Below are 21,936 nucleotides of genomic sequence, written 5' to 3'. Positions count from 1 at the left end.
CTCTGTGAGCTATTTATTGTTATTTAACTGTCGCACTTCATTTTACAATCTATCTAATATAAAATCCTTAAATGAAAAAAATCCTGCAACGTAGTCACCCTTCCTGTCTTATGAGGATGAAATTATAATTAATGAACAAAATAAAAAGTACATAATCAAGCAGCGAGTAGGAGGTTTGAATCATACTTCGACATACAAAAGGTAATTATGTTGAATTGATTGGTGAGGCTATGATTGTAATATAAAGACCAAATGTTTAACAATTCATAATTAATATGGCAAATGCCGCTATGTAACAAGATGCAATCTTCGTTTCTGCGGCTCATTCTATATAAAGAGAGGTCTGTACATGCCTAAAAAACAACGGGTCTGGAAAGAAATACAGCGATATATTATACTGTTTATTGGTTCTATTATCTACGCTGCTGGACTGGAAATATTCTTAGTTCCTAACAACGTGATTGATGGTGGTGTGGTTGGTATTGCGATTATGGCTAGTCATCTGACTGGCTTGCCGCTGGGTATATTTTTGATTACCATAAATATACCATTCATTTATTTGGGATATAAGCAAATTGGTAAAACTTTTACATTATCAACGATATTTTCTATTATAATCTTGTCCTATTTCACCAAAATGTTCTTGCCGATTCCCGGTTTCACAGATGATTTATTTTTAGCGTCAATCTTCGGAGGTATCATTCTAGGGATCGGCGTAGGACTCATTGTGCGTTACGGCGGTTCATTGGACGGTTCGGAAATTATAGCTATCTTAATGGACAAGCAAAGCAGTTTTTCTGTAGGCGAAATTGTCATGATCATTAACCTGTTTATCTTAAGTGGAGCTGGATTGGTGTTTGGCTGGGATCGAGCCATGTATTCTCTGGTTACATATTTTATCGCTTCAAAAGTAATTGATATCGTCATTGAAGGCTTGGATGAATCAAAAGCTGTTATCATTGTTTCAGATCATTCGGCATCTATTGCCAAAGCCCTCATGGCCCGTCTGGGTAGGGGTGTGACGATTTTGCACGGCGAAGGTGCCTATAAAGGTGACGAAAAACATATCCTCTACACCGTGATTACCAGACTAGAGATGGCAAAATTTAAATCACTTGTTTCAGAGATTGATGAAGATGCTTTTATAACGATTAACGATGTGCATGATGTAATGGGTGGCACGTTTAAAAAGAAAGCCATTCATTAAGAGTAAAATATAGAATAAGAGACCAGTACTGTAAAAATGCAGTTCGGGCCTCTTATTTTTATATCATGGATTAATACGAAAAATATTAAATTACGAAATTATAACTTTAATGTATCAATAAAAAAGTAATTACGTAACTAGTGTATCAAAAAAGAAAGTTATGTATCAAATAGTAAGATCGAGCCTATTGTTTATGATACCTGTTTGTATTTAAAAGAATGGATTATCCGAACCATTACTTGCTATTTTGGGCAGGTTAGCTGGATGAATTTAAGGAAGAATAATAACCACTATTTTTTAATACACTTATTGGCATGGAAATTGCTTTATAAGTAGGGTAATAAAGGAGGTGATAGGTTTGGTAAATCTAATAATATGTACCCATGGAAAATTTTCAGAAGAATTAGTAAAAGCATCTGAAATGATATCTGGGAAGCAGGAAAATTTAAAGTATGTGACATTTGAATTAGGTGAAAGTACAGATGGACTTGTAGAAAAATATAAAAAGGCGATAAAAGAACTTGATAATAAGGATGAAACTCTTTTCATCGTTGACTTATTTGGCGGTAGTCCATATAATGCGGCAAGCCGAATCGTTGCAGATAATGAACGCCTGGATATTGTAGCAGGGGTAAATTTACCAATGATGCTAGAAATCTATATGTCAAGAAATGAATTATGTTTATCGGAATTAGTAGATGTTGCAATTCACGCAGGTCGTGATTCTGTAAAATCTTTCAAAACAAATTTTGATAACAATGTTGAAGAGGAGCTATGATATGAAAATTTGTTTAGCTAGAATTGACGATCGCTTAATCCATGGTCAAGTGGCAACGGTTTGGGTAAAGGCAGTGGGATGTAATAAGATTATTGCATGCAGTGATGAGGTAGCTGCTGACCAACTAAGAAAAAGTTTGTTGCTGCAGGTATCACCTACAGGGATAAAAGCGTATGTTTTGCCGATTGATAAGGCTATAGAAGTGTATAAAAACCCCAAATATGATGATTTTAAAGCACTATTTTTATTCACTAACCCAACGGATGTCCTGAGAATGGTAGAAGGTGGTGTTGACATTACATCTGTAAATGTTGGCGGAATGTGTTATAAGGACGGAAAGGTTTTAATTACTGCCGCTGTATCTGTGGATAAAATAGATGTAGAAGCCTTTAGAAAATTACATGAAAAAGGAATCGAACTAGAAGTTCGGAAGGTAGCGAGTGATAGTAAAGTTGATTTAATGAGCCTTAATTTGCCGTTTTAAGTAAAGAGTAAAGAAGTGAAAAATTAAATATATTGGAGGGATAGCAATGAGTGAGATTCAAATGATTTTATTAATTCTTGTCGCATGTATTGCGGGTCTGGAAAGTGTAGTTGATGAAGGACAGGGGCATAGACCCTTAATCGCGTGTACGTTAGTCGGATTGGTGTTAGGAGATCTTAAAACGGGAGTTATCTTAGGTGGTACTCTTGAATTGATGGCCTTGGGCTGGATGAACGTAGGAGCATCTATGGCTCCTGATTCAGCACTTGCCAGTGTAATTGCTGCTATATTGGTAATTGTAGGCAAGCAATCTATCGGAGCCGGTATCGCTGTAGCAATACCAATTGCCGCAGCAGGCCAGGTACTTACTATTTTTGTTAGATCCGCTACCACCTTTTTTCAACATCTTGCTGATAAATATGCAGAAAAAGGCAGCTTTCGCGGTATAGAAATGTGTCACTTTCTTGCTTGGACTCTGCAAGCATTACGTGTTGCCATTCCAACTGCATTAGTGGCCGCCGTAGCTGGTACTGACACGGTTAATATTATGTTAGCATCCATACCAGATGTTATTACCAGAGGATTACAAATTGCGGGTGGTTTTATCGTAGTAGTTGGTTATGCAATGGTAATTAATATGATGGAAGCAAAATATTTAATGCCATTTTTCTTTCTAGGTTTTGTAATTGCTGCATTTACTAATTTGAATCTTGTTGCCTTCGGTATTGTTGGGGTAGTATTGGCAGTCATTTATATTCAATTAAATCCAAAATATAATAAATCAACAGTAGCCTTTGATGAATTAGATGAATTATAAAGGGGGATATAAAAAATGAGTGAGAAAAAATTGACAAAAGGCGATATATTCAATATGTTTATTCGTTCTAATTTTCTTTTGGCATCATTTAATTTTGAGAGAATGCAGTCAATGGGCTTTTGTGTCACCATGATTCCTGCCATAAAAAGATTGTATCAAGGGGATGAGCGTAAGCAAGCCCTAAAACGGCATTTAGAGTTTTTCAATACACAACCATTTATATCTGCCCCCATTATGGGAATCACAGCAGCAATGGAAGAGCAGAGGGCAAATGGTGCTCCTATTGATGATGCTTCCATCAGCGGTGTAAAGGTAGGTCTAATGGGACCGTTAGCTGGTGTAGGCGATCCTATATTCTGGGGAACCATAAGACCTGTTACTGCAGCTTTAGGTGCATCACTAGCAGTGGGCGGAAGCATATTAGGGCCTATCTTATTCTTTGTGCTGTTTAATATATTTAGGTTGGCGACAAAATGGTATGGTTTACAATATGGATATACAACAGGAACAAATATTGTTTCTGACATGTCAGGAAATCGATTGCAGAAGTTAACGGAAGGAGCATCGATATTAGGGTTGTTTGTAATGGGCTCCTTGGTTTCCAAATGGACGAGTATGAATGTGCCATTAGTAGTTTCAACCGTTACAGGTTCAGATGGAAAGACTGTAGTTACAACGGTACAAACTATCTTGGATCAATTAATGCCAGGATTATTGCCTTTAGCATTAACTTTTATATGTATGTATTTATTAAAAAAGAAGGTAAACGCAATCGTTATTATATTTGGCTTATTTGCAGTGGGAATTATCGGCTATGCACTTGGTGTGCTGGCATAATTGAACAATAGGTAACGACACCCTTAGCTTCCACAACGTGCTAAAGAATGCTAAGTTAAAATTTATGAGCCTCTTCTTCTTTTAGAGTTTAGATAAGGCAAGGAGAGATTGCAGTGAATACATATCAATTGTTGTGTTTGGATATTGCAATGGGAAATGCACCAGAGGAAGTGAAAGATTGTGTCAATGCTATTACCTTATCGAATGATGAGGATGGTGTGGTATTTGCAATTAATAAATATATTTTGTAATGGAAATCACGAAGACTAGGATTTTAGGAACAAGTCGTTCTTTCATTTATTCTATGGTAAAATATAAATACTTTCTTTGTAGACTATCGACTCTAAGGCTCTAACTGAATTCAGTTGTTCTTTATTCGGTTTTTTAATCAAAGAATAAAAAGAGAGAGTAAGCTTTCAATAAAATGTACATTTGAAAGTTTACTCTTTCACTTTAGCATACAATCCATCTTATAATAAAATTAGGAAGTTGATGTTGAGAATGAAAAGAATTGATAAAATTTATTGCTACTTAGAGGAGAATACACAAAAATTTTCAATGGAAGAATTGCTTAAAAATAATGGATTTGAAGCAAGTGAAATAGCAGAGCAACTGCAGATCTTAAGAAATAACGTTAGTAAAGAACTAAATGAATTATTACGATTGGACAAAATCATAAAAATAAAAGGCAGACCAGTAAAATTCTTACACAAATCGAGTGTTGAAAAAATATTAAATGTTGAAATAAAAGAAAGATTTATAGAAGTAGACAATGTAAGAGACTTTATCTTTAACAGAGAGAATGAAGAACCCTTTAAACATCTTATAGGAGCAGAGAAAAGCTTAAAAAACCAAGTCGAACAGGCGAAAGCAGCGATTATATACCCACCTGAAGGGCTGCATACATTAATTTTTGGACAGACCGGCGTGGGAAAAACTTTGTTTGCAAAAATGATGTACAATTATGGAAAGTATATCAAACGCTTTACTGAAAAATCTCCCTTTATCATTTTTAACTGTGCTGATTATTATAATAATCCTCAATTATTGTTATCCCATATTTTTGGACATATAAAAGGTGCTTTTACAGGAGCGGATGAAAAAGAAGGATTAGTTGAAAAAGCCCATGGTGGAATACTATTTTTAGATGAAATACATAGGCTGCCGCCAGAAGGGCAAGAAATGCTATTTTATTTTATGGATACAGGTACGTATAATAAATTGGGAGAAACGGAAAGAAAAAGAAAAGCTAATGTATTGATCGTAGGAGCGACCACGGAGGACCCTAATTCTTACATGCTTAAGACGTTTATGAGGAGAATACCAATCATAATCAGCATTCCAACCTTACAAGAGAGAACTGTCGAGGAAAAAATAGATATCATCAAATATTTATTTGTGAACGAAGCCCATCGAGTAAATAAAAAAATAAAAATCTCTACTGAAGTAGTAAAAGCTCTAATCGGCAGTGTTTCTTACGGGAATATTGGTCAGCTTAAATCCAATATTCAACTTACATGCGCGAAAGGTTTTTTGAGTAGTATAAACAGTAGCAAAGAATGTATAGAGTTAGATTTTAAAATACTTTCTTCTGATATAAAAAATGGTTTATTTGAAATGGGCAGAAATTCCAGAGAATTTGAAGAAATCGGTAATATTTTAGATGCTCCCTTATTAGTAAGTCCTGATGGCTATAAAGTAATTATCGAGGATTCAGATGAAGAACCGCCTTTTAATTTATACAAACTTATAGAAGATAAAGTAAGCTTATTAAAGGAAGAACGGATGGACGATAATGACATTAATAAATTCATTATTACGGATCTCAATATAAATCTAAAAATATTTTATAATAAATTCAACAAAAATAAAGAGAATCGAAATCGGATTTTAAAAATAATCGATAAAGAAATTCTGGATTTTGCAGAAAAAATGAAGGATTTAGCTGAAATCGATCTAGGAAGAAAATATAGTGAACGATTTGTCTATGCATTAAGCTTTCATTTAAGTGCTTTTTTCAAGCGAATAAAAGACAAAAGCTATGATAATAAGGAATACATGTATCATTCAATACAAGATAATGATGAGGAATATAAAGTTGCTTTGAAAATAAAGGCTATGATGAGTCAAATGTTCCGAGTAGAAGTGCCAGAAATAGAAGTTACCTATATTGCGATTTTATTAAAATCAGTGGAGGAAGAAACCCAGAAGCAGGTTGGTATTATTGTTGCTGCTCATGGAAGCAGCACTGCTAGCAGTATGGTCAGTGTTGTGCAAGATCTGTTAGGGGATGTATCCTCCATATGTGCCGTTGATATGCCATTACATGTAAATCCCAAAGAGATATTAGAGATTATTATAGATAATGTCAAAAGCATAGATAAGGGGAAAGGTGTATTATTACTTGTTGATATGGGATCTTTATTTAATTTTGAAGCCACCATTGTTGAAAAGACAGGAATTAAAGTAAAAACAATTGATATGGTTTCTACTCCCTTAGTACTGGAAGCATCAAGAAAATCAAGCATTTTTAATATGGAACTTGAAGACATATACAATTCACTTCGAGATTTTAAGGGATACAATAATGAATTTAATAAAGAAAATAAATGTAGCGATCAAGTCATCATTACCGTATGTACCTCTGGTAAAGGAACAGCCGTAAAACTAAAGGAACTTGTGGGAAATATCATAACTAATTTGACGGAGAAAAATATTGATATCATACCTGTAGAAATTAGAGAATTGGATAAAAAAGTAGCATCGTTGCAAAAAAAATATGATGTTTTGGCAGTGGTTGGCGTAAAGAAGCCTAAGGAAAATATTCCTTTTATTCCATTGGAAAAACTTATTGATGGTAATGGGGAAAAGATATTAAGAGAAATTATTGCGGGGAATCAGTTTATAGTATTACCGGAAAAGTCAAGCATTGTGATTAAGGAACTATGTGAAGACAATTTAAAACAATTCCTTACCTATCTAAATCCTCATAAAATAATTGGGATATTATTGAAATTTGTAGAGGAGCTAGAACGGGAACTACAGGCAGATTTCGATAACGCCATGAAAATCAAAATCATTGTTCATGTAGGTTATGCACTGGAGAGAATCATCATTAATGACGGATTAACGTGTGTGGCAGATAAAGATCCTATTGCTATTCAAATTATTCGTGCTGTAGATCATACCTGTGAAATTTTTAAGAGAGCCCTTAATATATCACTGACAGATGATGAAAAATATTATATCTGCAAAATGTTAGCAGAAACTAGCGTGTAGCAAAGAAAAGCGCCTCATATATCTACCTTATTTAGTAGATATATGAGGCGTTAAATCTTTTCGTCATTTTCTATTCGCTAGCAGAAATAGCCGCAAAAGTATTATAGAATATGGTTTTGTCTTTCTCATATCGTTTGTCGTGGTTTGGATTTGGTATTGAAGCTTTATCCGGATAGCCAATGGGCAATAAGGCAACGGGAACAATAGTAGGGGGTAAGGCGAAGGCATTTCGGATTACGGCTGGATCAAAGTGTCCGACCCATGTGCTTCCCAGACCTAAATTGGCCGCTTCTAACATGATATGGGTTGTGACAATACTGGCGTCCACATAGCCGCTATCGTTGTTGTCATAGGGCCTTTTCCAGCTTGCGGTAGTGTCATAGCCAATAAGCAGAACTAAAGGTGCATTGAAATGATAGGTTGTGCAGGTTTTCAATTTACTTAAACTAGCCTCGCTGTTGAGCACAAGAATACGTTGTGGCTGTGCATTTGCTGCAGTTGGGGCCAGGCGGCCAGCTTCTAGAATGCGGTCCAGCTTGTCTGGCTCTACCTGCTGCTGACTAAATTTTCTAACGGAGTATCTTGCTTTTGCCAATTCTAAAAAATCCATAGTAACGCCTCCATTATATTTTTTAATGAGGTGCTTTCACTGTCAGCCATTGTTGTGTTTTTTGACCTTTTGGCAGCATGTGGGCATCAAACCACATATAATAAAATTTTTCTACTGGGTTAATAACGTATCCATCTTGGAGGTGATCCCCCGTATCATAGGGATCTGCCAAAATGAGGACATCATCCGCTGTTGTCTCCGTCCCCATAGTGTCATAACCGATAATCACTCTCCAATGACCGCCCCAATCAATATTTTCGACCATTATAGGAGTATTATTTTTTAAGTTTGAGGTTACAAATTCTTTGAAATCATTAATGCTTGAAAATGTCGTGCCATCTTTCTTAGGGGTAGTTAAACTAGATTTAACATCCCAGCCAATGCTCTTAAAGAATGCAACCATTCCGCTTGTATCTGTGCCGGTTCCTGGTTTTGTTTTCATTATTTCAGCAATTTTGAGTTCATCCCACTTTGTATTCCCGGAGTAATACAGCACAGTTAGCGCAGCCGCAGGACCACAAGTGATTTCTGTTGTTTGCTGATACGTTTTATACTTTGGTAAAATTGTTAATGTATCAGTTGATTTCATATTGAAAAAATCGACAGCTTTGTAATAGACAGAGTCTTTAACATTGCCCAGACCGTTATACGAAGAGGCACCTTCACTGGTAAGGTCGTAGCCAGAAGGATAAGGAATAACACTACTTTCCGCGAAAACGGTATTCACTCCACTAAAACTAACTCCTAGAAGAATATAAGTAATTAGCAAATACAATCGTAGCTTCACGTCACCACTCCATTCTCAAATTTTTCGTTGTTTACTCTTATATTGTATATTATTTTGCTGAAAAAAATAGTATGCACTTTTTAGTCAGATACTATCAAAAAGGATACTTTAAAACCCATCCTACTAGTTAGAAAAAGATTTGCTCTATTATTGTCTTAAAACTCAAACTTAATCGGTCTTAAGAATAAATCTAATAGTTTTTCTTTTGGATCTGCTTTCTCAAATAGAATTTCGTATACGGCATTACAAATAGGAAGCTCCACTTCATATTTTTGTGCTAAATAATTTAATGCTTCCACAGTAGAAACACCTTCCGCTAATTTATCAAATTTTTCACCACTTACAAAAGCTTGCCCAAATCTTCTATTGTGGCTGTGCAGGGAAAAGAGTGTTGCCTCATAATCTCCCAGATGGCTTAAGCCATATATAGTTGTATCATTTCCGCCCATGGCTCTGACAAGGCGTGACATTTCTCGTGTACCCCTTGCCATAAGCGCACCTTTTAGACTGCTATAGCATAGCCCATCTAACATTCCTGCAGCTATTCCTATAACGTTTTTGGCGGCAGCTCCGATTTCATTCCCAATCAGATCTTGACCATAATAAAATCGTATTAAGGAGCTATTAAACGATTCAACAATTTTTTTCGTTACTTCAATATGATCAGAACCGATTACCATACAATTGGGTATTTCCCTAACAAAATCCTGTACATGCCCTGGGCCTACCCAAATCCCTATATTGGTATTTATTCCCATTTCTTCGCTAAATACTTGGGATAACCGCTTGCCGCTATTCGCTTCGATGCCTTTCATACATAAGACAAATATTTTATCTTCTAACCCTTTTTGTAAACTTATGTTATGTGCAAAAGAGCGCAGCTCCTGAGCGCTAATGGAAATAATAATAATCTCACCAAAAGAGACTGCTGCCTCTAAAGAATTACTTAACATAATATCTTGCGGCAATGTCACATAATCATTCATTCTACATTCTTTTAATTTTAAATAATTATTCGAAGACTCTCTGCCCCATAACATTACCCTATGCCCGACCCGATTTGCATACCAAGCTAGAAATGTTCCCCAACGACCGCATCCTAAAACTGAAATCTTCACCTGTATCACCATCCTACTGTCATCACCCGAATATTGATATAATCGCCATTTAGGTATTACATTTCTTGTAACTATTCCATGTGCTCACCACCGTTTCCTGCTATATCAGCAGGGATCACAAGTTATCTGTCCCAAAAGATGAAAGAAACAGTACGTAAATTAACGAAATGTTTACATAGCAGTAACAATATGTAGAAAGGAAAATATTAGAATATGAGATAGAGAATCATGGGAGGTGCATAATAATGGGACTACAATTGGATGACAAGGATGGTTTTACACGACGTAAGTTCTTGCAAGTTTCTGCAGGTACCGCAGCGGCAATGATGGTCACTGCCCTGCCCAATTTTTCCTGGGCTCAGGCTTTAAAAGTAGAAAAAGTCGGTCTTGAGCAGTGCCTGAGCCTGACGCCATTGCAAATGGCTAAGAAATCTAATCTAGTTCAAGCTTCTTACGATTATATTACTGGAATTTGCGGTGAAATTACCAATCAGGTATTGCGTGATCGAGTATTACAGGTAATTCATAATCCTGCCCCCACATTTATGCAAAGGTATACTACGAGTGACGCACAAAAAATACTTTGGCAAAAATTAGTTGCTGCTAAGTATCTAAGCGAAACAATTGGAGTAGATGATTTTTTACCGCCTAGTGAAAATATCCAGAAAGCTTCGCAACCTTTTTACGCGGCTCCTGGAAGTGGCTACATGAGTCATCATGCTTATCCAGGTGGTTTGGCAACACACACTGCATTTAACATACGTTCTTCCCTTAATGTATCCCAAGGATATTTTGAAACTTTCGACTATAAACTTGACCGAGACTTGATTATTGCGGCTCAGGCATTACATGATTTACACAAACCTTGGGTTTTTCAATGGCAGGAAGATGGAAGCTGTCTAAAGGAGATTACCCTTGCAGGACAGGGAGCTCATCATGTATTAGGCATTGCTGAGTCGATTTATCGAGGATTTCCTCCAGACGTAGTTGTCGCCCAGGCCTGCGCCCATAACCATCCCGGTTCAGAGAAAGATGAGGTCGAAGTCATCGAGTGGATCAAAGCAGCCTGTATCATTGCCGATAAAGATCCAATAGGAGAAGGCCTTTTGTCAGCTGACGGCAGCACGCTGCCGATTCCTCGCCGTCAAGAAAATTTTGTTACCCATTTAGGTGACCACGACTGGGTTTTAAGTGGACCAGCCGTGAAATGGACACTGCCAGCGTTAAAAAAGATTGCTCAGCAGGAATATAAGATGAATGATCAGGAGTTAAATGGTAAAAAATTCAACGCCCTGCGCAATTATGTATTTTCTCAATTTTCGGCTATGCGGTCTTATCAAGTACTTGCCACTCAAGGTGAGGCGGGACTAAGAGCCAAAGTTCGGGAAATGATTGGATGAAACAGTAAAAGAGTGTTAAGGCTTTAATGATCTACCATTCATTGATGCAAAATGCGGCAAATTGAGGCATTCGGGTATCAGTTTCAGTTACTATCCAGGCATTCATAACAGGAGAAAGGGACGTCAAAAAGATAGAATTGCCACGTTAGCGCCCTATGGGGCGCTTTTGTTATACTTTTACTTTTTGTTGCCATAAATCAAATGAAATTTAAATTCTTTTATTCGATGATAGTGTTATATCGATATAGGAGGCGTTGGTTATTTCTGATATAAATTTAAAAGAGCTACAGGAAGAAATAGAACGGATGCGTTTAAATTTGATTCATATTGTCGCTAAAAAGGACCAGTATCCACAGAGGCATTAAAGATAAGTAGAGATTTAGATAATAAAATTAAAGATTATTATCAATATAAGAGATAGTGCTGCCATAATAGTAGGTTTTATTTGACTTTTATTAGCTAGTCTGTATGTCTCATATGTCTTCATATAAAAACAAAGCGTAGTAAGGATGCCTAGGATGCTGAATTTCCAGCTCTTTAGGCATCTTTTTCTAGTAAGGCAAGTGAGACGTTGCGTAAAAAAATTACAATGAAATGATGATAGGAAAAATGGTTGTACCATTTCAGAGATTACTGGACAAGCTATAAGGGAATTCTGCCCTAATGGAGGTATTGTGACGGATAATACGAATCAATTAAACACACGTGCTGTGATTTTAGAAAGGGCGCGGGAACTTTTCTTGTCGCAAAGTTATCATAAGAAAAAGGATAAAAATTTCTGGAGGATACTTGTAGATGCTTAATTTCATTGGTATCGGAAGTGCTTTTAATACACAATTAGGAAATACAAGCGCTTTTATAAAGAAAAAGGATAGTCTATTGCTTATTGACAGCGGTGGGACAGTTTTTCACAGGCTGCGAGAATTAAATATACTTAAAGAACTAAAAAAGATATACATTGTTATTACTCATACCCACCCTGACCATGTAGGAAGTCTAGGGGAAGTAATTTTTTATTCCTATTACATTCTAGGGCATAAGCCAACTGTATTTTTTCCCAATCGGGAACTAATGAAGAGCTTCTTGACTAGTATAGGAGTCAAGAAGGAAATGTATTTGCTGGAAAGTGGCAGCAAAATGGGGTTCGCAGATGAAAACTTGGGAGAGATAAATGTTGAATTTTTACCAGTCTCACATGTAAAAACCATTCCGGCATATGGATTTGTTATGAGACAAATGGAAGGTGTGTTTTACTATAGCGGAGATTCAAATCATATAGAAAATGAAATTATCACTAGACTTAAGAATGGAGAAATTGATCGGATCTATCAAGATACCTGTGGACTTGATTATGAAGGTAACAGCCATATGTCATTAAGAAAGCTGAAAGAGACAATTAACTCAGACTTACGGAATAAAGTTTACTGTATGCATTTAGATCAACATATTGACCCAAAAGAGATCGAACATCAAGGTTTTCATGTTGTGAAGTAGTCTTGAAAAATCCTGCAAAGCTTAAACACCAATTTGCAGGATTTTGTATTTTAGCTCATAAATGAACAATCCCATGAGTACGTTATCACTCTGGAACCTATTTCAATGACCTGTGTTTTGCCCCATTCAGTCAAAATAACCAGAATCATCTCATCCTCAAAAACATGTTGAATGAGATGATTGATCAGAGAAGTTTTCCCCGAGCCAAGAAATCCTTGAACGATGTCAACAACTTTCAGCATTACGTCCCTCTAATGTCCTTAATAACTGCTCTGAAAGCAAATTTTGACCGATAAATACTGCCTGACCAATGGTATGCGGTTTTGCCGACTTATATTCCCATCTGCCATTAACATATTCAAAATGAAACCAACTTTTTTCCCCGGCAACAAGCCCTTTTGCTCGCACAATCTGACCATATTTCCCCGTACTTATATGATCTAACATTTTCTTTAATATTGAAACAGAAAATACGCGAGAACCTTTCCAGGAAACATTCTGAAAAGTATCTGTTCCTGAATGTCTCTTCACATGATTTGGAGATTGTTGTTGTTTTTTTCCTGGGGAAAATCTTTTCCCTATGCTGCTAGCAGGCTCACTAGCAATTTGGTTTTCATATAACGGATCTTTTGCTAAAATCTGCTGAATTGATAACTGATTCCAAGGAGTCGTTACAATCCTCGCTGAAGCATTATACCGACGAATCATCTTTACGACTTCTTCAATTTCCTGGGGTGAAACATCCTGGGTTTTGCTGCAGACAATTGTTTGTCCATAAGAAATTTGATCTTTATAAAATTCGCCGAAATTTACTAAAAAAGAATGGGCATGATGGACATCAACAACCGTTATAACGTGATCAATAATTATAACATCATGAAAACAAGGCTGCTTCACAATCTGAAGCACCTCAGATAACTTTCCTATCCCCGTCGGCTCGATTAAAATTCTTTCTGGTCTTATCTCGGAAATTGCTTGCTGTAACACATTCGTAAATTCACCCTTTAATGAACAGCAGATACATCCTGAATAAATTTCTTCAATTTTGGCATTACTTACCGATAACAATGTGCCGTCAATTCCAGCTTTGCCATATTCATTTTCTAATATGAATAGTTTCTCATTTGTAGTGCGCTCCTTTAACATCTTTAATAGCAATGTTGCTTTGCCAGCACCTAAAAATCCCGATACAATATCTAACGGTACCTTATGTGTCATTGTAGCCTCCTAATTTCATATGAATAACATTAAATAAGAACATTCTTATTTAATGTTATTCATATACCGGGCAACTTATTCCTTCAAAGTAATGTAGCTTCAGGATAAAATAAGCGGACTCTCGTATCTTTACGAGAGTCCGCTCGCTGCTGAGTCAGATCAGCAGCGTATTGATGAATCTGCTCCAAAGGAGGACAATGAGATGATTGATTTACTAACGATAGCTCTCATGAGTTTGCCTCCTTATCGGTAAAAGCATTCAATGAAACTACTTCTTCTATTACTACAAAAATCCTTCTCTGCTCAAAGTGAAAGAGCTTCGGCATATAGTCTATAAGAGAACCTTCTTAATGGTCTTCATGTCCCATACAAAAAATGCGGTAGGATAGAATGGCAAAATAGCTTTAGGGATATTCTATAAATAATCGGTTTCAAACCAAAAAAGATTCTTGAAGATGACGATGTGACTAGATACAATGACTTAAAACTGGCTATAGTTTAAAATGAGAAAAAATTCCAAAGTTTAATGTAGTGAAGGCGGGTTCTTATGAGTCGAGAAAAAAGATTGAAAATAAAAAAGGTTGGTGTAGAACATTTAGAGCAATACAACCAACTGCTGCGGTATGTTTTTCAGGTGACTGATAATGATTTACACAGGATAGGCTGGAAAGAAAGAGATATGATCCTTGCTAAATCTCCAGTGCTGGAACAAGCGGATGTTCTTGGATGGTTTGATGGAGAAAAACTGGTGTCTCAGGTGGCTGTCTATCCTTTTCAAGTGAGAATTTTCAATGCGATTTATGATATGGGAGGGCTTACGGGGGTTGGAACCTTTCCAGAATACTCCAATCAGGGCTTGATGCACAAGCTGCTCCGCCAGGCACTGGCGAACATGCGGGAGAAGAAACAGTCGATCTCTTACCTGTATCCCTATTCGATCCCTTACTATCGCCGCAAGGGGTGGGAAATTATTTCAGATAAAATAACATTTGAAGTCAAGGATTATCAATTGCCAAAAAATAAACAAGTGTTCGGAGAGGTTGAACGCATTGATATTGACAATAATGACTTAAAAGCAGTTTATGAACGTTTTGCCTATCAAAGCCATGGAGCGATGCTGCGCAACGAGTTAGCCTGGAATGAATATTGGCGTTGGGATACGGATAATCTAACAGCCGCAATTTATTACAATGAAAATAGGCAGCCTGATGGGTATGTGCTTTACTGGATTTCAGATGAAGTGTTTCACATTAAAGATATGATATTCATTAATGAAGAAGCCCGCAGCGGGCTGTGGAATTTTATTAGCGCCCATTTTTCTATGATTTCAAAGGTTGTAGGCAATATTTATACGGATGAGCCGTTAGCTTTTCTGCTGGAAGATGGAGATATTAAAGAAACGATTTCCCCTTATTACATGGCTCGAATTGTAGATTTGGAACAGTTTATTGCTCAATATCCCTTTAAGCCTAATACTGAGAAACGTGTATGGACGTTTACCCTTGACGATCCGCTGCTGCCGTGGAATCAGGGATCTTTTACCATATGTATTCATCCTAATGGAAACGGTGAGGTAGCGCGGGTGGGAGAGCGCAGCAAATCCCAGATCGATATCCAAACTATGACAACCATGTTGCTCAGTTATAAAAGTCCCAGCTATCTTCATAAGATAGGCCGCCTTTCATGCAGTTTAGAAACCGTTAAGATGCTGGAAGATGCGATTTCTCAGCAAACTCTTTATTTTTCAGATTACTTTTAGCAGCCTTATGCTTAACTATGGCAGAAAGTAGATGCTCAAACAAGAGAAACTCTGCAGCTGGAGCTAATTCGGATTTGGGAAGCCGATAAAAAAAACATTGTTTTCATTACCCATAGTATTGATGAGGCAATTTTGCTCTCTGACCGTGTAGCCGTAATGACTGCAAGACCAGAGCTTTGGTGGGAATGGCAGTTGCTGTTTCTTTTGGAATGATTTTCGGATTGTTTATTTGAGTTACTGCATAGACTTGACAGGAAAATTCTTCTTTAGTAAAATTAGTCATACAAAACGGAATGAATGTTCATTCCTAAAATATTAAACTTTATTTTTGGAGAATACAATGAAAGAAAAGGTACAGAATAAAAAAGCAGCTGTGCTGCAAGCCGCACTTGGACTAATATCTGAGCAAGGGTTTCAAGGTTCCCCGATGTCACAAATTGCTCAAAGAGCAAATATTGGCGTAGGTACCATTTACCGTTACTTTTCCAGCAAAGAAGACTTGATCAACGATTTGTATATTGATGTCAAGACTCGTCTTGCCCAGCATACCCTGCGAAATTATTCAGTGAGCCGGGATGTTCACGCAAGTTTTTTAGTGCTATTACGTAATATTGTTGATTATTTTATTGAAAATCCCGCAGAATTGCTTTTTATGGAGCAGTATGCAAATTCTCCCCTTATTACCGCTGCCACCCGCGAAGAAGGCTTACGCATGTTTGCACCAGTCAATCATTTGTTTGAACGTGCCAAAGACGAAAATTTACTGAAAAAACTTCCAATGGAAATGCTAAGCACTCTTGCTTATGGATCGACGATCTCTCTTGTTAAACTTAAGTTGTTTGGTAAGGTTAAGCTAGATGGAGCAACCATCGATGCAGGAGTGGATGCAATATGGGACGCAATCAAGCGGTAATGAAAAACGAATCCAATTTTGCACGTGATCTTCAATGTAATTCTAGTTTTAAATGGTATTCGAAAAATAAGGGAGGAATTATCTTGTTGTACAGAAAATTTGGTAAAACGAAGGAAATGGTTTCCTCTTTAGGGTTTGGCTGTATGAGGCTTCCTATTATTGGTGCCGATCCAACGAATATTGATGAAGAGAAAGCAACAGACATGATAAGGCATGCTATTGATGCAGGTGTAAATTATATTGATACTGCTTATCCTTATCATGGTACTGGTTTTACTCGTGGTGGTGCCAGTGAGCTTTTTGTTGGCAGAGTCTTAAAGGATGGCTACAGACAGAAGGTCAAGTTAGCAACGAAGCTTCCTAGCTGGTTAATTAAAACAAGAGATGATATGGATAAGTACTTAAATGAACAATTGGAACGCCTTGAGACAGATTCAATTGATTTTTATTTAGTACATTCACTGAATGAAAATGTTTGGCCTGTATTAAAAGAAGCTGGCATTAGCGAGTTTTTAGAGCAAGCGATCAAAGATGGAAGAATCAAGTATGCAGGATTTTCTTTCCATGATCAGATTGGGCTGTTCAAAGAAATCGTGGATTATTATGATTGGTCATTCTGCCAGATTCAGTATAATTATTTAGATGAGAAATACCAGGCTGGCAGAGAAGGCTTAGAATATGCAGCGAAAAAAGGTTTAGGAATTGTCATTATGGAACCGCTAAGAGGCGGTAATATTGTAAATCTCCCCAAAGAAGCAATAGAGATCATTGATAAAGCAGATGTGAAAAGAACACCGGCGGAATGGGGCTTACGATGGGTATGGAACCATCCGGAAGTATCTGTTGTCTTAAGTGGTATGACGACTATGGATCATGTTACAGAAAATATCAAAGTAGCCCAAGAAGCAGAGGCCAATTCACTGACAACAAAAGAATTGGAAATCATCGATAAAGTAAAGAATCTCTTCGAAGAAAGAATCAAGGTGAACTGTACAGGTTGTGCGTACTGCATGCCTTGTCCTGCAGGTATCAATATTCCTGGATGCTTTTCCTCCTATAATGATCATTGGGTTTTTGATGCTACTCCTGCGGCAAAGAAAACCTATGAGCTTCGCTCGAGCCTTACAGCTCCCGCATCCAAATGTGTAGAATGCGGTAAATGTGAAAGCCATTGTCCCCAAGGGATTCCAATCCGTAAAGAATTAAAGAACGTTAAAGAACTATTCGAGTAATTTTTACTACTGTTACGCCTTATATCTATTGGAATAGCCTTTATGAAAGAGAAGTTACCCATAATCTACTAATACGGTAGACTATGGGTAGCTTCTCTTTAAACGTTGGATACTACAGTATATTACATTTTAAAGTTTTATTCAGGGTCATCGTCATTTTTCTTTAATGGTTTCATAGCTGGTTTTATCAGTCTAAATACATTTCCTGCTTGTTCAGAAGCTATGTTCTTTACAAATTCTTTTTCCGAAACTTGAGCCAGAACTAAACCGTATATCGATGTAGTTACAACGTTTGCCAATGCTGTAGTAAGGGGGATGGGCATCGTTCCCTCCACTTTAAATAAAGTAGTAATGGAGTAAATAAAAAACCATATGAAGGTTGAAAAAAGCCATCCCTTGAACAGAAGATTTGTAATTTTGATTAAAGGAATCAGGTAGATGAAAACAATTCCGAGAATGCCCATAAAACCGATATTTACCGCTAGTGAAAATAAGATTTCTCCTGTGCTAAATGGTGGAGTCTGACCCAAAATGATGATTGCAGTCCAATCTGCAAACCGAAGAGTGGTGAGACCTAGAAAACCTAACAGTAAACTCGCGATATTCGCGACCAATCCACCCGTAATCCCTGCAATGAAACCTCTGGTAAATTTGTCTCTCAAAATCATTCCTCTCCTTCATAAGCTATAACTTTAGTATAAACAAGGCTTTAGAAACTATTCTTTCTAAAGAAGTCGGCATTATTCCTGAATATACGGGTTCGGTTCCCAGTGGAAGTTTGGCACAGATTCATTTTGTTAAGCAAAATAAACTGAAATTCTGCTGAAATAATACTGGAGATAACTAAATCCACTAGTTACCCTTTGCCAAAATCAAACTAGGAGTACCTTACATAAAATAGCAAGGTACTCCTAGTTTGATTTTAGGTGTTTGGGTGATTTGGTTGGGCGTTCTTAGCAATATATTCTGCATTCTTAATATCCTGTTTTTTTTCTTTTTCACTTTTTTCTTTTATACTTTGCTGTTGTAAGTTACTGTTTTGCTGCTGTGTCATAGAATCACCTCCTGACCGTAGTATTCACTCATGGTTACTGAGATATGCAATTAATGCATGTCATAGGAACAGGATTACCGGCAATTGATCTAGAAATCAAGTCCACCTTAATGACCTCATTTTTTTGACACAGGGATGAAAGATGGACACCTGTCCGCGTGCCCTAAGTGAAGTGAGCCCTTATCGATTGTAACATGGTTCGTTGGTGTGCATAAAATAGTATGACATGATAAAAGAAAGGAGACTTAACGTGATACACTCCAGATTTAGCTTTAAGAGATTTAAACGACTGGTACAAAAAGCTAGTGCTCCAGTGTTGTCCATAGCTAATCTGCCTATGCTGCTCTCAATTGGCGATTGGCTTTATATAATGAAACAGATTGAAAATGGCAAACTGCCAACTATGCCCAATGGTGAGAAAAAGGCTAAATTACGTAAGCATACGAATATCATTACCTTCAAAGATGTGGAAGGTAATGATGAAGCCAAGCTGGAACTCAAGGAAATTCTAGAGTTTATCAAGCATCCTAGAAAGTTTAGTGACTTGGGTGCTCGAATTCCTAAAGGCGTTCTGTTGTACGGGCCTCCCGGAACCGGCAAAACACTAATGGCAAAAGCATTAGCAGGTGAGGCAGGAGTACCTTTCTTGAGCATGAGCGGTTCTGAATTCGTAGAAATGTATGTTGGTGTTGGTGCTTCCAGGGTACGTGATCTATTTAAGGAAGGCAGGAAGAAGGCACCATGTATTATCTTCATTGACGAGATTGATGCGGTTGGACGGCAGCGTGGAGCTGGTGTAGGTGGCGGAAATGATGAACGAGAACAAACCCTTAATCAATTGCTAGTAGAAATGGATGGATTCGATGCCAATAAAGGTATCTTTGTTGTTGCGGCGACTAATCGAACGGATATTCTCGATCCGGCGCTTTTACGACCGGGACGATTTGACCGCCGTATTGTAGTAGATCGACCAGATCTTAGGGGGCGCCTTAACATATTAAAAGTGCATACTAGACGTAAACCCTTAGCAGATAAGATGGATCTTGAAGTTCTAGCCCGCCGTACACCTGGCTTTACAGGAGCTGATCTAAGCAATGTAGTGAATGAAGCTGCCATTCTTGCTGTGCGTCAGGGTAAAACATGCATAGAGATGGATGACATGGAGGAAGCGGTGGAGCGGGTAGTGGCAGGACCGGAGCGTAAAGGTCGTTTTATGAATGCAAGAGATAAGAAACTTACCGCGTACCATGAGGCTGGCCATGTTTTAGTTGCAATGCTTCTAAGGTACGCTGATCCGATTCATAGGGTGTCGATTATTCCACGCGGTCAGGCTGGTGGATATACTCTTACTTTGCCTAAGGAAGATCGTTGTTTTTTTACTAGATCGGAAATTTTCGATCAGATTAAAATTCTGCTGGGCGGCCGAGCATCTGAAAGCCTGATTTATAATGAAACGAGCACGGGAGTCCATAATGACCTAATACAAGCCACGGAACTTGCACGTAAAATGGTCTGTGAATACGGCATGAGCGATACCTTGGGACCAGTCGCTTTATCACGATCTCAGGAACAGGTTTTTTTGGGCCGTGATATTGCTCGCGGTCCCAATAATAGCCAGGAGATGGACTATACCATAGATAAAGAAATACACCAGATACTAGAGAACGCTTATGAAAAAGCCGAAGAAATAATCAAATCCAATCTTGATAAGCTGCGGCTTATTGCAACAACTCTATTAGAAAGAGAGAAGTTGGATGGCGAAGAACTGAGTCAGTTGCTGGGAAGACAAGAGACAGATCTTGATGTAAAAAATGAATAGGTTTGACTATTTCCTAAAGAGAAGCTATCCATAATCGACCTTCATTAATTTATATGGGAAACGGGGACAGGTTGTTTGTCCCAAAAAGATAGAAGAGGCAATAAATAATTTTTCCAATCAGTATCGCAGAAATTAAAAATGCAGCAAATATGACATAACTTGTCTTATTTGCTGTATACTAAGTTGGGTGATAAAGATGAAAAGCAATCGAATATTTGAAATCACAACCATATTGCTTAATAAGGGAACGATTACCGCCAGAGAACTTGCCAGCCGTTTTGGTGTTTCTACAAGGACATGTTTCGGAACGAGAAAGCAAAAAACTGCTGATGGCGGTTAAAACAGTTATATCTTATCGTTTGGCAGCTCGGTAGAGGTAATTGAACCGGAATATATGCGTGAAATCATTGCAGAACGAATACGACAAACATTAAAACTTTATGAATTGTACTAGGATACACGATTCTCTTATTGCCCTATATAGTGAAAGAAACATATGGACAGTATAAAGTTGTCTAACAGGGACAAGGAACCTGTCACCCCGTCCCAGTGGAAAAAAAGGCTCATCCTCTTCTAGCTAAGATGGATGAGCCTTTTTTTTGTCAACCATCTGTTTGAAAGTTGCTTTATTAATGACGGCAGCTTTTTTTCTTTTCACCTTAATTTCAGAATGACTTGCTATACTCATTTTGACAAAATCATTATAAGATTTGACTAGAAAGGGACGACTAATACGATGACAAATAAAAAAGTTTGGTTCTATATAGCAATAATTTTAGGCGTAGCTGGTATACTCATGTTTTCTTATTTGGGATTTCACCCTTTATTAGATCCGGATGAACCGGTATATGCCGAAACCGCCAGAGAAATGCTGCAGTTTCATGATTTTATTTCTCCTCGCATTTATGGCGACTTCTGGTATGACAAACCGCCGATGTATTATTGGCTGGTGGCAGTGGCATTTAAAATCTTCGGAGTGGGTGAGTTTGCTGCTCGTTTTCCTTCCGCTTTTTTCGCAGTAGGCGGAAGTATTTTAGCCTATTTATCGGGCAGGGAACTTTTCAATGAACGTGCTGGATTACTTGGGGCTCTGGTATTGGCAACGAGTCTGGAATATTTTTATTTGGGTA

General features: G+C 37.5%; 23 protein-coding genes and 1 pseudogene. 17 read left to right on the top strand and 7 right to left on the bottom strand.

Translation table 11 applies throughout. From position 1 onward, the window contains the following. The first annotated feature begins 349 nt into the window (after nucleotides 1-349). From LMF89_RS23110 to LMF89_RS23080, 7 genes are all read left to right on the top strand, one after another. Complete coding sequence (locus tag LMF89_RS23110) at nucleotides 350-1,207, top strand: YitT family protein (RefSeq protein ID WP_229537150.1); 858 nt, start codon at nucleotides 350-352, stop codon at nucleotides 1,205-1,207. 358 nt (nucleotides 1,208-1,565) lie between these two features. Beyond that, the gene (locus LMF89_RS23105; RefSeq protein WP_007961181.1) at nucleotides 1,566-1,985 is read left to right on the top strand and encodes a PTS sugar transporter subunit IIA; all 420 of its coding nucleotides are present in this window, start codon (nucleotides 1,566-1,568) and stop codon (nucleotides 1,983-1,985) included. A 1-nt stretch (nucleotide 1,986) separates the two neighbouring features. Next, nucleotides 1,987-2,469, top strand: coding sequence for a mannose/fructose/sorbose PTS transporter subunit IIB (locus LMF89_RS23100; RefSeq protein ID WP_007961183.1), 483 nt, complete (start codon nucleotides 1,987-1,989; stop codon nucleotides 2,467-2,469). A gap of 46 nt (nucleotides 2,470-2,515) precedes the next feature. Further along, a complete protein-coding gene (locus tag LMF89_RS23095) occupies nucleotides 2,516-3,286 on the top strand; it encodes a PTS mannose/fructose/sorbose transporter subunit IIC (protein ID WP_007961185.1) in 771 nt (256 codons plus the stop codon). A 15-nt stretch (nucleotides 3,287-3,301) separates the two neighbouring features. Then, nucleotides 3,302-4,123, top strand: a complete 822-nt coding sequence (gene manZ / locus LMF89_RS23090) for a PTS mannose transporter subunit IID (RefSeq protein WP_229537149.1) — start codon at nucleotides 3,302-3,304, stop codon at nucleotides 4,121-4,123. Between the two features lie 113 nt (nucleotides 4,124-4,236). Beyond that, nucleotides 4,237-4,374: an HAD hydrolase family protein gene (locus tag LMF89_RS23085; protein WP_229537148.1), complete on the top strand. Its 138-nt coding sequence runs from the start codon at nucleotides 4,237-4,239 to the stop codon at nucleotides 4,372-4,374. 250 nt (nucleotides 4,375-4,624) lie between these two features. Further along, entirely contained in the window at nucleotides 4,625-7,402 is a 2,778-nt protein-coding gene (locus LMF89_RS23080) for a sigma-54-dependent transcriptional regulator (RefSeq protein WP_229537147.1), read from the top strand. A 70-nt stretch (nucleotides 7,403-7,472) separates the two neighbouring features. Here LMF89_RS23080 and LMF89_RS23075 read toward each other — a convergent pair whose 3' ends face one another. The 3 genes from LMF89_RS23075 to LMF89_RS23065 form a co-directional block, all read right to left on the bottom strand. Further along, the gene (locus LMF89_RS23075; protein WP_229537146.1) at nucleotides 7,473-8,012 is read right to left on the bottom strand and encodes a nitroreductase family protein; all 540 of its coding nucleotides are present in this window, start codon (nucleotides 8,010-8,012) and stop codon (nucleotides 7,473-7,475) included. A 22-nt stretch (nucleotides 8,013-8,034) separates the two neighbouring features. Further along, the gene (locus LMF89_RS23070; protein WP_229537145.1) at nucleotides 8,035-8,799 is read right to left on the bottom strand and encodes a C39 family peptidase; all 765 of its coding nucleotides are present in this window, start codon (nucleotides 8,797-8,799) and stop codon (nucleotides 8,035-8,037) included. A gap of 155 nt (nucleotides 8,800-8,954) precedes the next feature. Then, nucleotides 8,955-9,917 (bottom strand): NAD(P)H-dependent glycerol-3-phosphate dehydrogenase, encoded by a 963-nt coding sequence (locus tag LMF89_RS23065; protein ID WP_229537144.1) that lies wholly within the window; start codon nucleotides 9,915-9,917, stop codon nucleotides 8,955-8,957. A 245-nt stretch (nucleotides 9,918-10,162) separates the two neighbouring features. On the opposite strand from LMF89_RS23065, the gene LMF89_RS23060 reads away from it, so the two are divergent. Together LMF89_RS23060 and LMF89_RS23055 are read left to right on the top strand one after the other, a co-directional pair. Beyond that, the gene (locus tag LMF89_RS23060; RefSeq protein ID WP_229537143.1) at nucleotides 10,163-11,317 is read left to right on the top strand and encodes a twin-arginine translocation signal domain-containing protein; all 1,155 of its coding nucleotides are present in this window, start codon (nucleotides 10,163-10,165) and stop codon (nucleotides 11,315-11,317) included. A 795-nt stretch (nucleotides 11,318-12,112) separates the two neighbouring features. Next, entirely contained in the window at nucleotides 12,113-12,811 is a 699-nt protein-coding gene (locus LMF89_RS23055) for an MBL fold metallo-hydrolase (protein WP_229537142.1), read from the top strand. Between the two features lie 50 nt (nucleotides 12,812-12,861). Here LMF89_RS23055 and LMF89_RS23050 read toward each other — a convergent pair whose 3' ends face one another. Together LMF89_RS23050 and LMF89_RS23045 are read right to left on the bottom strand one after the other, a co-directional pair. Continuing rightward, a complete protein-coding gene (locus tag LMF89_RS23050; RefSeq protein ID WP_229537141.1) occupies nucleotides 12,862-13,053 on the bottom strand; it encodes a GTP-binding protein in 192 nt (63 codons plus the stop codon). Beyond that, nucleotides 13,037-14,029 carry a CobW family GTP-binding protein gene (locus tag LMF89_RS23045; RefSeq protein WP_229537140.1) on the bottom strand — a complete coding sequence of 331 codons (993 nt, stop codon included), beginning with the start codon at nucleotides 14,027-14,029 and terminating at the stop codon, nucleotides 13,037-13,039. The genes LMF89_RS23050 and LMF89_RS23045 overlap by 17 nt, the downstream gene beginning before the upstream one ends. Nucleotides 14,030-14,576: 547 nt before the next feature. Here LMF89_RS23045 and LMF89_RS23040 point away from each other — a divergent pair. From LMF89_RS23040 to LMF89_RS23030, 4 genes and pseudogenes are all read left to right on the top strand, one after another. Then, complete coding sequence (locus tag LMF89_RS23040; RefSeq protein ID WP_229537139.1) at nucleotides 14,577-15,788, top strand: GNAT family N-acetyltransferase; 1,212 nt, start codon at nucleotides 14,577-14,579, stop codon at nucleotides 15,786-15,788. A gap of 27 nt (nucleotides 15,789-15,815) precedes the next feature. Beyond that, nucleotides 15,816-15,959 (top strand): annotated as a pseudogene (locus LMF89_RS26410) (ABC transporter ATP-binding protein); the annotation flags it as partial. A 169-nt stretch (nucleotides 15,960-16,128) separates the two neighbouring features. After that, entirely contained in the window at nucleotides 16,129-16,701 is a 573-nt protein-coding gene (locus LMF89_RS23035; RefSeq protein WP_229537138.1) for a TetR/AcrR family transcriptional regulator, read from the top strand. Nucleotides 16,702-16,787: 86 nt separating this feature from the next. Continuing rightward, on the top strand, nucleotides 16,788-17,933 hold the full coding sequence (locus LMF89_RS23030; RefSeq protein WP_369412701.1) for an aldo/keto reductase: 1,146 nt from the start codon (nucleotides 16,788-16,790) through the stop codon (nucleotides 17,931-17,933). 137 nt (nucleotides 17,934-18,070) lie between these two features. Here the strand turns inward: LMF89_RS23030 and LMF89_RS23025 are convergent, their stop codons facing one another. Both LMF89_RS23025 and LMF89_RS25985 read right to left on the bottom strand, forming a co-directional pair. Then, entirely contained in the window at nucleotides 18,071-18,601 is a 531-nt protein-coding gene (locus LMF89_RS23025) for a hypothetical protein (protein WP_229537136.1), read from the bottom strand. Between the two features lie 254 nt (nucleotides 18,602-18,855). Next, on the bottom strand, nucleotides 18,856-18,987 hold the full coding sequence (locus LMF89_RS25985) for a hypothetical protein (protein WP_255711601.1): 132 nt from the start codon (nucleotides 18,985-18,987) through the stop codon (nucleotides 18,856-18,858). A 250-nt stretch (nucleotides 18,988-19,237) separates the two neighbouring features. Between LMF89_RS25985 and ftsH the strand changes: the two genes are divergently transcribed. The 4 genes from ftsH to LMF89_RS23010 all read left to right on the top strand — a co-directional run. Next, complete coding sequence (gene ftsH / locus LMF89_RS23020; RefSeq protein ID WP_229537135.1) at nucleotides 19,238-20,806, top strand: ATP-dependent zinc metalloprotease FtsH; 1,569 nt, start codon at nucleotides 19,238-19,240, stop codon at nucleotides 20,804-20,806. Nucleotides 20,807-21,002: 196 nt separating this feature from the next. Beyond that, the gene (locus LMF89_RS23015; RefSeq protein ID WP_229537134.1) at nucleotides 21,003-21,146 is read left to right on the top strand and encodes an HTH domain-containing protein; all 144 of its coding nucleotides are present in this window, start codon (nucleotides 21,003-21,005) and stop codon (nucleotides 21,144-21,146) included. 9 nt (nucleotides 21,147-21,155) lie between these two features. Beyond that, nucleotides 21,156-21,260 carry a WCX domain-containing protein gene (locus LMF89_RS26405; protein ID WP_369412700.1) on the top strand — a complete coding sequence of 35 codons (105 nt, stop codon included), beginning with the start codon at nucleotides 21,156-21,158 and terminating at the stop codon, nucleotides 21,258-21,260. Nucleotides 21,261-21,602: 342 nt separating this feature from the next. Beyond that, nucleotides 21,603-21,936: ArnT family glycosyltransferase (locus LMF89_RS23010; RefSeq protein ID WP_439651961.1), on the top strand; the 334-nt coding region annotated here is incomplete at its 3' end.

The organism is Pelosinus baikalensis (assembly GCF_020819555.1).
GTDB classification, from domain to species: Bacteria; Bacillota; Negativicutes; order DSM-13327; family DSM-13327; genus Pelosinus; species Pelosinus baikalensis.
Note: the sequence above shows the minus strand (reverse complement) of the source record. Positions and strands in the feature narration are given on the sequence as shown.